The organism is Salegentibacter sp. (genome assembly GCF_036568425.1).
In the GTDB taxonomy this organism is placed as follows: Bacteria; Bacteroidota; Bacteroidia; order Flavobacteriales; family Flavobacteriaceae; genus Salegentibacter.
This window is the reverse complement of sequence record NZ_DATCSO010000066.1, coordinates 1-14,172: the sequence shown is the minus strand read 5'-3', so window position 1 is coordinate 14,172 and position 14,172 is coordinate 1. Positions and strand designations below refer to the sequence as shown.

General features: G+C 40.9%; 9 protein-coding genes. 5 read left to right on the top strand and 4 right to left on the bottom strand.

Annotation, left to right across the window (positions count from 1 at the left end; translation table 11 throughout):
• On the top strand, positions 1 to 611 hold a 611-nt coding region (locus VIM94_RS06300; protein WP_332038439.1), incomplete at its 5' end, for an enolase C-terminal domain-like protein.
• A gap of 29 nt (positions 612 to 640) precedes the next feature.
• Positions 641 to 1,873 (top strand): C40 family peptidase, encoded by a 1,233-nt coding sequence (locus tag VIM94_RS06295; protein ID WP_332038438.1) that lies wholly within the window; start codon positions 641 to 643, stop codon positions 1,871 to 1,873.
• A gap of 58 nt (positions 1,874 to 1,931) precedes the next feature.
• Here VIM94_RS06295 and VIM94_RS06290 read toward each other — a convergent pair whose 3' ends face one another.
• The 4 genes from VIM94_RS06290 to VIM94_RS06275 are packed head-to-tail and all read right to left on the bottom strand — an operon-like array spanning position 1,932 to position 7,875.
• The gene (locus VIM94_RS06290; protein ID WP_332038437.1) at positions 1,932 to 3,695 is read right to left on the bottom strand and encodes an exo-beta-N-acetylmuramidase NamZ domain-containing protein; all 1,764 of its coding nucleotides are present in this window, start codon (positions 3,693 to 3,695) and stop codon (positions 1,932 to 1,934) included.
• Positions 3,696 to 3,705: 10 nt separating this feature from the next.
• A complete protein-coding gene (locus VIM94_RS06285) occupies positions 3,706 to 4,644 on the bottom strand; it encodes an N-acetylmuramoyl-L-alanine amidase (RefSeq protein ID WP_332038436.1) in 939 nt (312 codons plus the stop codon).
• Positions 4,645 to 4,662: 18 nt separating this feature from the next.
• A complete protein-coding gene (gene nagB / locus VIM94_RS06280; protein ID WP_332038435.1) occupies positions 4,663 to 6,582 on the bottom strand; it encodes a glucosamine-6-phosphate deaminase in 1,920 nt (639 codons plus the stop codon).
• A gap of 21 nt (positions 6,583 to 6,603) precedes the next feature.
• Positions 6,604 to 7,875, bottom strand: a complete 1,272-nt coding sequence (locus VIM94_RS06275; protein ID WP_332038434.1) for an ROK family transcriptional regulator — start codon at positions 7,873 to 7,875, stop codon at positions 6,604 to 6,606.
• A gap of 219 nt (positions 7,876 to 8,094) precedes the next feature.
• Between VIM94_RS06275 and VIM94_RS06270 the strand changes: the two genes are divergently transcribed.
• From VIM94_RS06270 to VIM94_RS06260, 3 genes are all read left to right on the top strand, one after another.
• Positions 8,095 to 9,240, top strand: a complete 1,146-nt coding sequence (locus tag VIM94_RS06270; RefSeq protein ID WP_332038433.1) for a DUF5009 domain-containing protein — start codon at positions 8,095 to 8,097, stop codon at positions 9,238 to 9,240.
• Between the two features lie 60 nt (positions 9,241 to 9,300).
• A complete protein-coding gene (locus VIM94_RS06265; protein WP_332038432.1) occupies positions 9,301 to 12,240 on the top strand; it encodes a glycoside hydrolase family 3 N-terminal domain-containing protein in 2,940 nt (979 codons plus the stop codon).
• 121 nt (positions 12,241 to 12,361) lie between these two features.
• Positions 12,362 to 14,172 (top strand): outer membrane beta-barrel protein (locus tag VIM94_RS06260; protein ID WP_332038431.1); only part of this gene is annotated, 1,811 nt, incomplete at its 3' end.

Below are 14,172 nucleotides of genomic sequence, written 5' to 3'. Positions count from 1 at the left end.
TTGAAAAAATGGTGCAGAAGATCAAAGATTTCCCCTGGCCATTGTATAAGATCAAACTCGGTACTGAGGATGACGTAGCTATCATTCGTGAGCTCAGGAAACATACCGATTCAGTTTTTCGGGTCGATGCAAACGCCGCCTGGACGGCAGACCAGGCTATAGAGAATGCGAAAGCCTTGAAGGAACTAAATGTGGAGTTTTTAGAGCAGCCCTTGAAAGCCGATGACTGGGATGGGATGAAAAAGTTATATAAGGAATCAGTTTTACCACTAATCGCCGATGAAAGTTGTATTCAGGAAAGCGATGTTCAGAAATGCGCCGGCCATTTCCACGGAATAAATATCAAACTCACTAAATGTGGTGGGCTCACTCCCGGAAAAAGGATGGTTGAAGCGGGTAAAAAACTCGGCCTTAAAGTGATGGTAGGCTGCATGACCGAATCTACAGTTGGGATTTCCGCTATTGCGCAATTATTGCCACTCCTGGATTATGTAGATATGGACGGTGGAATGCTGATTAAAAATGATATCGCCGATGGAGTCAAAGTTTACGATGAGAAAGTTCATTTTCCCGATCGAAATGGTACCGGCGCTGAATTGTATGAAAAATAATAGAGTTTAGATTTAAAATTTGAAAAATAATGAAACTACTTAGAAAAATTTACCTGCCTTTTGTCCTTGGAGTCCTGCTTATTGCCTCTTCCTGTGAAGAAAATAAAGAAAGTTTAGAAGAGAATCCAACCGATGAACATATAGCTGAAGTAAAGAAAGAATATGCGCCCGATAGTAGGGTGGCCCTCTTTGATGTAAAAACCGAAAAACAGGGCGACTCCTATATTCTTAAAGGAGAATCCAACGACCCCGAAGCCGTTGAAAGCCTTAAACAAAAACTACAAGCCGAAAACATCAAATTTACAGACAGTATTCGTTTGCTTCCCGATTCTGAAGAATTGGAAAATAAAACCAGGGGAGTGGTTAAGATCTCGGTAGCCAACATTCGGGATGAGCCTAAACATTCTGCCCAGTTGGTAACGCAGGCTACTCTGGGTATGCCACTTAAGGTTTTCAAGAAAAAAGGCGGCTGGTATTATGTACAAACTCCTGAAGGCTATCTTGGGTGGGTTGATTACGGCGGAATTCAAAATATGAAGGAAGAAGAACTCAGATCCTGGAAACAAACTGATAAACTAATTTATCTTGAAACCGCAGGTTTTTCTTATGAAGAGCCTGATTCAGATTCACAAAGAGTTTCAGATCTGGTTTCAGGAAACATTTTAGAGCTTGTAGATCGTCAGGGAAAATTTTATGAGGTGAAATACCCAAGCGGGAAGAAAGCCTTTGTAGAAACCGCCTATGCGCAACCTTACCTGGAATGGCTGGAGAATCTGGAAGCAACGGAAGAAGATCTGGTAGCGACGGGAAAAGACCTGATGGGCGCACCATACCTTTGGGGAGGTACTTCCCCAAAAGGAATGGATTGCAGCGGCTTTACCAAAACCGTATTTTTTATGAATGGAGTCGTCATTCCGAGGGATGCTTCCCAGCAGATTCATACCGGGGAAGAGGTAGATACCGAAAGAAATTTTGAGAATTTGGAAAAAGGAGACCTTCTTTTCTTCGGAAAACCCGCCACCGATTCAAGTGCCGAAAGGGTGATTCACGTGGGAATGTGGATTGGCGATAACAAATTCATCCATTCTATGGGGGAGGTTCATGTCAGTAATTTTGACACCGAAGCCGAAGATTTTGATGAATACAACTATAATCGTTATTTACGAACAAAAAGAGTTCTCAATAAAGAAGACAAAGGCTTGATTTACCTGAAACAATCCGATCTCTTTACTTTACCTGAAGCGGAAGAGGTGAAAATGTAAGAATAAAACCAGCTTAAAACACAAGCCTCTCTCTCTTTAACCGGGAGGCTTTTATCTTTTAATAAAGTAGATATTTAGACCTGATCTCTTTAAAAGCCTGCAGCTCCTCCTGCCAGGTTTGAATAATTTCCTTTGGGGTTTTCCCGGCATCTAAAGCTATCCGAACGTTATCGGTTTTTAGTAGATCATCAAGTCTTGGTAGTCGCCATTCCAGTTTTTCCGGATAGAGTTGCTTCAGTGCATGCAGAATATAAATTCCCGCTTCAACCGATTTAAAGTTGTCCCTGTTTGTTAAGCTCATTTCAACAGCCGGAATTTCCTCGCCCATAAATTTTGGCGGATAGATCTCAATACCATCTACCATTTGCTGTGGAGTGATTTTGGTATTTTTATAAGAAATATCTTCCAAATTGTAAGACTTAAGTTGAGTAATCAATTCTTCAGGATTAATCCAGGGAGCTGCGATGAGTTCAAAAGGTTGCAGGGTTCCACGGCCTTCAGAAACATTGGTGCCTTCGAGCAAACAGGTTGCCGGATAAAAGGCAGCAGTTGTAAGATTAAGCATATTGGGTGATGGCTTGATCCAGGGTAGGCCGGTTTGATCATACCAAAGTTCACGTTCATAATTTTCCATAGGAATAACCTGTAGATCTGCCGTTGTCAATCCCGATTTCTCTCGCTCTTTATTGAACATTATGGCGAGCTCTCCCACCGTCATCCCATGGGTGATAGGCAGCATGTCGATATCTGTAACCGGCCCTCCCGGTTTTCCCACGGGACCATCAACATAAATACCTCCAATCGCGTTGGGACGATCCAGCACAATAAACGAAATACCATTCTCTGCGGCTGCTTCCTGCACCAGAAGCATGGTTTTTATGTAGGTGTAATATCGCGCTCCGATATCCTGGATGTCAAAAATCAGTACCTCCACCTCTTCCAGCATTTCGCCCGTTGGTTTTCGGATTTTTCCATAAAGGGAAATAACGGGAAGACCTGTTTTTTCATCTTTGGAATCGGTTACGTGGGTATCTTCTTCGCCACGAATTCCATGTTCCGGACCGAAAAGCATAGTGAGTTTTGTTTCCGGATTTTCATGGAGCAGGTCCACGATGTGTTCTCCGTTTGGAAGTAAGCCCGTATGATTGGTGACAAGACCAATTTTCTTGTTTTTGATCAAGTCGAAGTAACCTTCTTCAAAAAGTCTTTCAGCTCCTATTTTTACCGGGTTTTCAGTCTTCAATAAAGGTAATTTAGCATAGAGGTTGCTTCCAGGACAGGTGGTTTCTGCCTGATCCTTATGACCGGTTATGGTTTTCCTGGAAATTTTATATTGCGAAGAAATATAACTAACCAGTTTTGTAAGGCTTTCCCATTGTAGAGGTAATACTTTTTCTTTATTAAAATCTCCTTCCACTACGATCAGTATATGGCCATTCAAATCATAATCGGTATTGGAATCGCCCTGGAAGTTAATATCCCGGCCTTCGGCAATTTCTCCACTGGTGGCGATATAAAAATGATAGGGCACATCGGGCCATGCTTTTTTGATACTGCCATCGGCCATGGGAGAATCCTTTTGAGAGAAATTCTGTAATGCCTGGAGTTTCTTCTGGATAGAGAGTTTTGGCTTTTGGGGCATTCCAGTATGATGTATGGTAATAAACTGCGGCCTATGTGGGATCATTTCCAATACCGGAGCATTTGCTTTCCAGTCTTCCCTGGTAATAACAGCTAATTCACTTTCTTCAATAATTTGTGCTGAAGAGGAAAAATCGCAAAAAAAAGCGAAAATGAAAACGAAAAAACCAATTCTAAACATAGAGCCGCAGTTATAAATATTTCTGATATAAATTGTAAAGTATTTTAACATCTCTTTGGTTAAGAGGAGATTGAATGTCTTCCTGAATAAAATGCAACTTAAAAGATTGAAGAGCTGCATTCATATCACTTGTGTCAAAACCTATAATCTTTAGTGCCATTTCCACATCGAAAGTCGCTGGAATTACCTCAGGAAAAAGTATTTTGTCCAGAAGTGGAATTCGTTGAGTCAATCCTGAATTATGGTCCAGGTTAAGAGGGTTTGGCGGAAAGAATTCGGCTTCTGTTTTCAGGTTTTTAAGCTCTTCCTCATCATACCATAATCCGTAGCCTTCTTCTGCAAGCCTTTTCCATGGAAAATTTAAATTGGGGTCTACCTTCCGTCCCGGTGCGATATCCGAATGACCCACGAAATTTTCTGCGGGGATATTATAATCTTCCTTTAAGTTTTTTAAAACGGCCAACAGACTTTGGATCTGGGCTTCAGAGAATTCCTCAAAGCCGTTGTTGTCCAGTTCAATTCCGATAGAGGAGGAGTTAAGGTCTGAATTATTCCCCCATTTTCCTATCCCGCCATGCCATCCCCGGAAATAATCGTTCAGCATATGATATATATCTCCATCACGGCCAATAACATAATGCGAACTCACCTGAGTGCGGATAAGCGTAAAGGTTTTCAGAGTTTGTTGAACAGAATCCTGCGCCGTATGGTGTATCACCACATAATTAGGTTTGCGCAGGTTGAAATTAGTAGTCCCCACCCGGTACTCGCCATAATCGAGTGCGGGTCCATCAGACTTTTCCGGGAGTGGGAACTTATTTAATTGCTTTGTATAGGCTTTTGCCCGTTTTTTATAGAACCGGTTGGTTTTGGAATATGGATTGGAGGCACAGCTAACCAAAACCATTAATACCAGAAACATATTAAGTAGGGCAAAACCTCTTTTCATAGCAATAAAGGTTTCATTTTAGAATTTCCAGCGTACAAAAGCTTCCATCGCTTCGTAATTTGCGAGACCAAGCTTGTCGAAAGCTTCGGCAGTCTCACGGTTTCGTTCTTCCGCACGAACCCAGAATTCTCTTTCATCATCACCCGGAAAAACAGGTCTATCCTTCTGGGATTGATGTTGGAAGATTGCTTTTCTTTTACGTTGTACTTCCTGCGGAGAAAGCGGCACGGCCATTTCAATTTCGTGGATCTCGAATTCCTGCCATGCACCACGGTACATCCATAGCCAGCAGTCCTTGGTCCATTCTTCAGTTTCTCTAAGCCTGGTAAGGGCCTCGAGGATTATTTTGAAACAAACTATATGGGTTCCGTGGGGGTCGGCGAAATCGCCTGCTGCAAAAACCTGGTGAGGTTTTATTTGTTGAAGCAACTCCATAGTGAGTTTTACATCTTTCTCGGTAACCGGATTCTTTACTCTTTTACCAGTTTCATAGAATGGCAGCGCCATAAAATGAATATTCTTGTCTTTTAGCCCGGCAAATCTCGCTCCTGCTATTGCTTCAGATTTTCTAATGAAGGCTTTAACATCCTGGATTTCCTGAAGGTCAATATCGTTAGGCTGTTTGTTTTCCAGAGAACGGCGCATTTTCTCATAAGTAGCTTCCAATTTCTCAACATTTTTGCCGAGACTTCGGTTAAAATCAATGGCAAATTCTACGTAACGAAGCACATCGGTATCCCAAACCGCTGTGTTACCCGAAGTTTGATAAGCTACGTGCACATCGTGTCCCTGATCTACTAAACGGATAAAAGTCCCGCCCATAGAAATCACATCATCATCGGGATGCGGTGAAAATATTAAGGAGCGCTTTTGCGGCGGATCTTTTCTTTCGGGTCTTTGGGTATCGTCAGCTTTGGGTTTTCCTCCCGGCCATCCGGTAATGCTGTGTTGCAGCTGGTTGAATACGTTAATATTTATATTGTAGGCGGGACCAAAATCAGTAGCGAGTTGGGCCATCCCGTTATTGTTGTAATCCTCGTCGGTAAGTTTTAAAATTGGCTTTTGTACTTCTGAAGAAAGCCAGATAACCGCTTTTTTGATGAGCTGTTTATCCCATACGCAGTCTTTTACTAACCATGGCGTATTAAACCGGGTAAGCTCTGAGGCAGCATCTTCATCTAAAATAAACTCTACATTATCTGAAAGTTGAAGATAGGTGGCAGGAACATTTCCTGACATTTCACCCTCTACTGCTTTCCTTATAATGGGTGCCTTTTTACGACTCCAGGCCATTAAAATGATCTCGCGAGCCTTGAAAATGGTACCAATCCCCATAGTGATAGCCTTGGTAGGCACATTTTCCTTTCCTCCAAAATCACGCGAAGCATCGCGGCGGGTTAGATCGTCTAAGGTAACCAGGCGGGTTCCCGAGTTCGGTGCCGATCCGGGTTCGTTGAAACCAATGTGACCGGTTCTACCAATACCAAGAATTTGAAGGTCTAATCCACCCAGAGCGCCAATTTTATTCTCGTATTCAATACAGTAATTTGCAATTTCTTCTTTGGCCAGGGTGCCATCCGGAATATGAATATTTTCCCGCTTTATATCGATGTGGCTGAAGAGGTTTTCATCCATAAACCTAACATAACTTTGCTTGGCATCGGGCTGCATCGGGTAATATTCATCCAGGTTGAAGGTGATCACATTCTGAAAACTCAGGCCTTCTTCTTTGTGCAGGCGCACCAATTCTTCATATACTTCAATAGGGGTAGCTCCTGTTGCAAGTCCTAGCACGGCAAATTCACTTTTTTCCTGTTTTTTCTTGATAAGTGCTGCTATCCTTGCTGCTACAGTTTTTGAGGCTATGTGTTCATCGGGGTAAACGCTCACCGGCAGTTTTTCAAAACGCGTTTCTTCTAAGAGATTTAATCTGGCCATAATTAGATAATTCGGAATTTTTTAATTGATGTAAGATTTAACCAGGGCCACCTGGTCTTTAAATATATTATCCATTACTGCAATGGTGCCTCCAAATAAACTGGAATTTGAACCTAATTCTGAAAGTTCAATCTTTGTACGCTCTTTAAGCTGCATCATACAGTAGGTATTCATTGATTGGTGAATTGGGGTAGTGATAAACTGTTTGGCTTCAGCAATTTTCCCTTCTAGAATAACCAGTTCAGGATTAAAAATCTGGATGAGAATGGCTATTCCTTTTCCCAGTTTGATACCTATTTCTGAAAGTACATTAATTGCAAATTGATCGCCTTTATTGGCAGCATCGATAATCACTTCAGGCTCCAGTTTATCCAGTTCTTTCTGACTTAAATTATTTAATACAGAAGTTTGTCCCGCCTTAAGCCCTTCTTTGGTTTTTCTTACAAGAGCGAGTCCCGAGGCTTCTGTTTCCAGGCAACCTCTTTTTCCGCAGTGACAAAGCAAGCCATCTTCGGTCATGGGAATATGTCCGAATTCCCCGGCAAAACCAGATTCCCCTGAATGCATTTTACCGCCCATAATTATTCCCAATCCAATTCCCCAATCCATGGAGATTACAAGGACATTGCTTTTATCACGAGCCAGACCAAAACGGAATTCGGCTAAACAGGCACTTTTGGCATCGTTAAGGATGACAACAGATTTCTTGAATTTCTTTTCAAATCTATCTTTTAAGGATTCGGGTTCCTGTTCGCTTAAATAATAAGTAAAGTTCTTTCCTGCCTCGGCAGAAACAAGTCCGGGCATACTAATACCCACGCCCATAAGATCACTCATTTTTATTTTTGCCGATTTGAGCAGTTTTTCAGCCTGCTCAAATAATAAATCCACGATGTTCGAATTTGGAGAAATTTCGCTGGTTAAGTTGCTTTCCTTAACAATGCTGTGATTGTTGTCTATAATCGCCAGTTTTATCCTGAAGCGCTCTATGTGGATGCTTAGCACAAAAAAGGAATGCTCCTGCATACCATAAAGGTCGGGTTTCCGTCCGCCTTCAGACTTTCCTCTGCCGGCTTTGGAAACAATTCCATCCTCCATCATTTGCCCTAAAAGAGACATTGAGGTGGGTAAACTCACATTAAACCTGGAGCATATCTCCGCATTAGAGGTATTTCCATTTAAAAATAGATGTCTTAAGATTTTTAGCTTTTGCAAATACTTTTTGCGCTCTACATTGCTGATATGAGCAAGTTTTTCTTCATCTATGAGAAAATCCTTTAGTTTTTTTGGCATGAGTGGTCTTATTTGGTTTGAATTAAAGAACTGAGGTTAAATTTAAATTCTTTTTAAAATTATGTCTCTAATTCAGAATTAAAAATAGATAAAAAAATTATTCTGAGAAATACTTTTTCAAAAATTTTATAAAAGATCATTTATTTAAATGAAATTTATATTTTTAAGTATTCAAATTTTAAAGCCTTATTAAGGCTTTAGTAAAAAAAATATCGGTTTATGTCTCCAAAATCTGCCGTAACCATTCCAAAATCCCAGCGCTATTTCGCCCTGGATATCCTGCGCGGGATGACCATCGCTCTTATGATCCTGGTAAACACTCCGGGTAGTTGGTCTCATATTTATGCACCCTTCAGGCACGCCGCCTGGCACGGTTTTACGCCTACCGATCTGGTTTTTCCTGCTTTTCTGTTCGTAGTTGGAAATGCGATGAGTTTTAGCCTTAAAAAGTATGAGGTAAGATCAGAACAAGATTTCCTCAAAAAAGTGTTGAAACGCAGTCTGCTGATTTTTGTAATCGGTTTGTTTCTCAACGCCTTTCCCTTTGTGTACCGGTCAGGAGGAGAACTTGTCTTAAAAGACCTGAGCAATATGCGTATTATGGGAGTGCTGCAACGCATCGCGCTTTGTTATTTATTCGCATCCCTGATAATTCATTATTTTAAGCTGAAAAAATCATTGATCATTGGAGGGATAATTCTTCTGGCTTACTGGGCGATTATGTGGTTCTTTGGCGATGCCCCCGATCCCTACGCTCTTAAGACCAATGCGGCTCTTAAATTTGATAAATTGATATTCCCTGATGAGAATCTTTGGAGAGGCTTTGGTGTTCCTTTTGATCCGGAAGGCTTATTAAGCACGCTGCCAGCAATAGTAAATGTGATTTTTGGTTATGCTGCAGGGGTCTTTATTCAAAAATCAGGAAATAACCTAAAAACCGTTTGGAAACTGGCAATGGTCGCAGTGGTATTTATTGGAATCGCATTGCTTTGGGATATTTATTTTCCTATAAATAAAGGAATCTGGACAAGTAGTTTCGTGTTTTACAGCACGGGATGGACACTGCTTTTGCTTTCAGCATTAATTGGAATTATTGAGGTAGCCGGATTTAAAAAATGGACTTATTTTTTTGAAGCCTTCGGAAAAAACCCTCTTTTTATATTTGTAATGTCTGGCCTGGTGGTAATGTTAATGAACGTAATTTACATTAACGGCCGTGCTCTGAAGCCTTTGTTATATGAAAATTTTTACCTTAGCTGGCTTAATGATTATAATGCTTCCCTGTTATTTGCCATTAGTTATATGGTGCTCATGTGGCTCCTTGGGTACTGGCTGGATAAACGAAAAATATATATTAAGGTTTAAACTCTTAGCCCAAAAGCCTAAAAAAACTAAATCTCCTCATATTTAAAAAGATCTCCGAAAATGAAAATTAAAACCTCTTTATTAATAATTCTTGCTCTCTTTTTAGGAGCAAATTTCCATGCACAAGAGCAAAAACCGCCTTTTCTTAAATATCAGAACAGCAAGTGGGTAGATTCCATTATGGAAGGTCTTACTCCTAATGAACGAATCGCCCAGCTTATTATGGTTGCCGCCTATTCCAACCGTGGGCCTGAACATAAACAGGAGATTCTAAAGCTCATAAGGGAACAAAAAATTGGGGGTCTCATTTTTTTCCAAGGTGATGCCAGAACCCAGGTGAACCTGATGAATGATTACCAACTGGTGTCTGAAGTTCCTCTGCTTGGGGCCATAGATGCTGAATGGGGGTTGGGAATGAGACTGGATAATACGATAAGTTATCCTTTTCAAATGGCGTTGGGAGCCATTCAAAATGATAGTTTGATTTACGAGCTTGGACAGGAAGTTGCCCGGCAAATCAAGAGAAGCGGTCTACATCTAAATTTTGCCCCGGTGGTAGATGTGAACAATAATCCTGATAACCCAGTGATTAATTACCGGTCTTTTGGTGAAAACAAGGAAAATGTGTCCCGAAAAGGTATTGCTTATATGCAGGGAATGCAGGATGCTAATTTGCTCACCACGGCTAAGCACTTTCCCGGCCACGGAGACACCGACACCGATTCTCATTATGCGCTTCCGCAGATAAATCATGCTTTTAACCGGCTGGATTCCCTGGAAATGCATCCCTTTAAAAAACTTATCAATGCCGGAATTGGCGGCGTAATGGTGGCGCATCTTGATATCCCGGCCCTGGACTCTACAGGGGTGCCTTCAACTTTATCTAAACCTATAATTACCGGAATTCTCAAAGAAAGATTAGGTTTTGAAGGTTTGATCGTTACCGACGCGATGAACATGAAAGGAGTTACCGAAGGCAATGAACCCGGAGTTGTTGATAAAGACGCGATCCTGGCCGGAAATGATTTGCTGGAATTTACCGAAGACGTGCCCAAAGCGATTGCCGAGATAAGAAAAGCCATTGATAAGGGGCTTATCACTCAGGCTGAAATAGATAAGCGGGTAAGAAAACTATTGGCTGTAAAACAATGGGTAGGTCTTGATGATTATGAATCAATTCCTCTTAAAAATATAGATCAAGAGATCACCACCCTTGAGGCCGAATGGTTAAACCGGAAATTGGTTGAGGCCTCGCTTACTGTGCTTAAAAATGACGGGGAAATAATGCCGGTAAAAGATCTTCAAAATATTAAGATCGCTTCGGTTTCATTCGGAGCTAAAAAGGAAACAGTTTTTCAGGAAAGTCTTAGCCTTTATACAAAGGTGAAGCATTTCCAGGTAGGGCTTGATGCTAAAACTTCTGAATTAAAGGAAATCTTTGAAGAGCTTAAGAGCTTTGATCTGATTATTGCCGGAATTCATGACGATAGCCGATTTCCCCGAAATACGATGAAGTTTTCAAAACCTGTGCAAAACCTTATGGGAGAAATTTTTGAAGAACCCAACAGTATAGTTGCTTACTTTAAAAATCCATATTCTCTGGATAAACTTAAAGGAGTAGAAAATGCTGGTGGACTAATTCTCACCTACCAGGATAATAAAATTACACAAGAACTTGCTGCCCAGCTCATTTTTGGTGGGGTTGGAGCAAATGGAGAACTTCCGGTGAGTGTAGGTAAAAAGTTCAAATCGGGAGAAGGCCTGGAGGTTGAAGGAGGATTGCGTTTTAAGTATACCCGCCCTGAAGATGCCGGGATGAATTCTAAAACTTTGTATCATGGCATTGATTCCTTAATGCAGGAGGCGATGGATATGAAAGCCATTCCCGGAGGCCAGATCCTGGTTGCCAGAAAGGGGAAAGTCGTGTTTCATAAGGCTTATGGCTTGCACGATTACAGCGATACCGTAAAAGTAAAAAAAACTGATTTGTACGATCTCGCTTCGGTGACGAAGATATCTTCTGCCTTGCCTGCACTGATGAAGTTGGCAGATGAAGGAAAGTTTGATCTTAATGCCGGGATAGATACCTACCTGCCCTATTTCAGAAATTCTAATAAGGCGGGAGTGCCTTTCAGAGAAATCCTGGCGCACCAGGCCCGTTTCAAACCCTGGATCCCTTACTGGAAGAATACCCTTCGCAAGAATGGCAGTTTTAGATGGAATACTTTTAAAAAGGACTCTTCAGCAAGATTTCCTGTTAAAGTGAGTGAGAATTTATGGCTGCACCGCAGATATCAGAAGAAAATGTTCAGAGCGATAAAAAAATCTGAACTTGAAGAAGAAGCAACATATAAATATTCGGGCCTGGTCTTTTATCTATTGCCAACCATAGTAGAAAAAATCACGGGAGAGGATTTTCGAAGTTATATAAATGAAAATTTTTATGATAAACTGGGGGCCACAACTTTAACCTATAATCCTTCAGAAGAATTTAATCCAGATAGGATCGTGCCTACCGAGCATGATTATTTTTTCAGGCATAAACCTATTAAAGGAATGGTTCACGATGAAGGCGCTGTCATGATGGGAGGAATTTCGGCTAACGCCGGGCTTTTCAGCAATGCAAACGATCTTGCGAAGCTCATGCAAATGTATTTGAATATGGGGGAATATGCCGGAGTGCGCTATATAGAAGAAGATACCTTTAAGGAATGGACAAAAGCGCAGTTTCCTGAAAACGACAACCACCGGGGACTTGGCTTTGATAAACCTTATCTTGAATATAAGGGAGAAAGCAGCAACACGGCAAAAGATGCCAGTAAGGCGAGCTTTGGCCACACTGGTTTTACGGGGATAATGGCATGGATGGATCCGGAAGAAGGCCTGCTTTACCTTTTTCTTTCCAACCGCGTTTTACCCACCAGAAGTAATACGAGATTATACAGTTTAAACACCCGAACAAATATTCAACAAGTGCTTTATGATTCCCTGGAGAAATAACAGGATTTTACCGTTTTACTGTAAATACTTAGCTTTTTCCGAATAGAATTACTAAAACCAGTAATAGGTTATAAGGAAATATTATATTTGAGGGAATTTTCCTTAAGTCCTATTGATCTATATGAAGAAAAATCACGTATATTTTCTGCTTACCCTACTTTTTATTATTACTTCTCAAGCCTTTTCACAGCATTCTGTACGCGGAAAGTTGATCGATGAAAACCTTCAACCTGTGGCCTTCGCCAATGTTATTTTGCTTAGCGCTGAGGATTCAGTTAGTGTATATAAAGGAACGGTTTCTGAAGAAAATGGAGCTTTTAACTTCAAGAATGTTAAAGAAGATGAGTATCTGTTGAAAACCAGTTTTATAGGTTTTGAGGATCATCAAGAAAAAATTAAGGTTTCTGAAGATCTTGATCTTTACCGTATCGAAATAAAAGTCTCCTCTTCTGAACTTGACGAGATCACCATTCAGGCCCGTAAACCTACAATTACCCGAAGCATAGACCGGATTACTTTTGATGTGGAAAATTCTACGCTTTCCAGTAGTAATTCCTGGGATGTCCTTAGACAAACGCCGGGAGTGATTCTCAATCAGGGGCAGCTCCAGGTTAGAAACGGTGGTGTGACGGTTTATATAAACGACAGAAAGGTGCAACTTACCGCCGACGAGCTTACTACTTTGTTACAGAGCTATTCGGCAGAGAATTTAAAATCGGTGGAGGTAATCACCAATCCGCCGGCAAGATACGATGCCGAAGGTGGTGCAATTATAAATATCAATACCACAAAAGCCCTGAATCCGGGTTACAAAGGTAGCCTGGAAGGGAATTATACCCAGGGGAAAGTTCCAAAATATCAAATTGGAACCAGCCATTACTGGAAAGGAGAAAAACTTAATTTCTTTGCCAATTACAGTTTTAGTCCGCGAAAAGAAATAAAACGAGATGAGAGTTATATTAATTTTATAAATCCGCAAAATGCCGGAAACCAGCGCTGGGAAACCGATTTTGAACGGATAACCCGCTCGCAGGCTCATAATGCTAATGTGATGTTGGATTACGATCTTGACGAAAAGAACAGGATAAGTTTTTCCACCAATATTATGGTTTCTCCCAACAAGACCTTTGATAACCGTGTTAACACTGAAATAGAAAATTCTCAGCAACAGCTTCAAAGCTCCTTATTTACTGAAAGTGAACTGGAAAATGATGAAAGTAATATTGCCTTAAACCTGGGATACACACACACAATGGATAATGGTGGAAGTTTTTCTTCAAACCTTCATTACACCAGATTTGATCAGGACCGGATGCAACTGGTGGAAACCGATTATTTTGATGCCGCCGGAGATCTTTTTCAAACCATATCCTTTAATACAGATGCTACCCAGGAGATCGATATTGTAACAGCACAAATCGATTTTACCAGGCCTTTAGGAAGTTTAAATTTTGATGCCGGAGCAAAACTCTCGACTATAAATTCCAGCAGTGGAATCGACTTTTCTAATGCTGAAAGCCTGGAAAATCTATATGAAAATCTTTCAGATGATTTCAAATATGATGAAAAGGTTTATGCAGCTTATGCAAATCTTTCCCAGGACTGGGAAAACTGGAGTATTCAGGCAGGTTTACGCGGAGAATACACCGATCTTGAAGGGCATTCCCTGTCTATGGATGAAGTGAACTCGCAGGAATATTTCGAATTGTTTCCCACAGCTTTTTTGCAGTACCGCGCCTCAGATGAGCATAGCTTTACTTTTGATTACAGTAGGAGAATTGAACGCCCACGGTATGAAAGCCTTAATCCTTTCAGGTATTTCCTTAATGAAAACGATTATAATGCCGGGAATCCGGATTTAAAAGCGGCGATAAGCAATAATTTTAACCTGAATTATACCCTTAAAGGTTCCTACTTCTTTGATGTATATTA

What these genes read in the sequence shown, in the direction of transcription:
- VIM94_RS06295 (WP_332038438.1), top strand. Translation starts at nt 641, where the DNA reads ATGAAACTACTTAGAAAAATTTACCTGCCTTTTGTCCTTGGAGTCCTG.
- VIM94_RS06290 (WP_332038437.1), bottom strand. Translation starts at nt 3,695, where the DNA reads ATGTTTAGAATTGGTTTTTTCGTTTTCATTTTCGCTTTTTTTTGCGAT.
- VIM94_RS06285 (WP_332038436.1), bottom strand. Translation starts at nt 4,644, where the DNA reads ATGAAAAGAGGTTTTGCCCTACTTAATATGTTTCTGGTATTAATGGTT.
- nagB (WP_332038435.1), bottom strand. Translation starts at nt 6,582, where the DNA reads ATGGCCAGATTAAATCTCTTAGAAGAAACGCGTTTTGAAAAACTGCCG.
- VIM94_RS06275 (WP_332038434.1), bottom strand. Translation starts at nt 7,875, where the DNA reads ATGCCAAAAAAACTAAAGGATTTTCTCATAGATGAAGAAAAACTTGCT.
- VIM94_RS06270 (WP_332038433.1), top strand. Translation starts at nt 8,095, where the DNA reads ATGTCTCCAAAATCTGCCGTAACCATTCCAAAATCCCAGCGCTATTTC.
- VIM94_RS06265 (WP_332038432.1), top strand. Translation starts at nt 9,301, where the DNA reads ATGAAAATTAAAACCTCTTTATTAATAATTCTTGCTCTCTTTTTAGGA.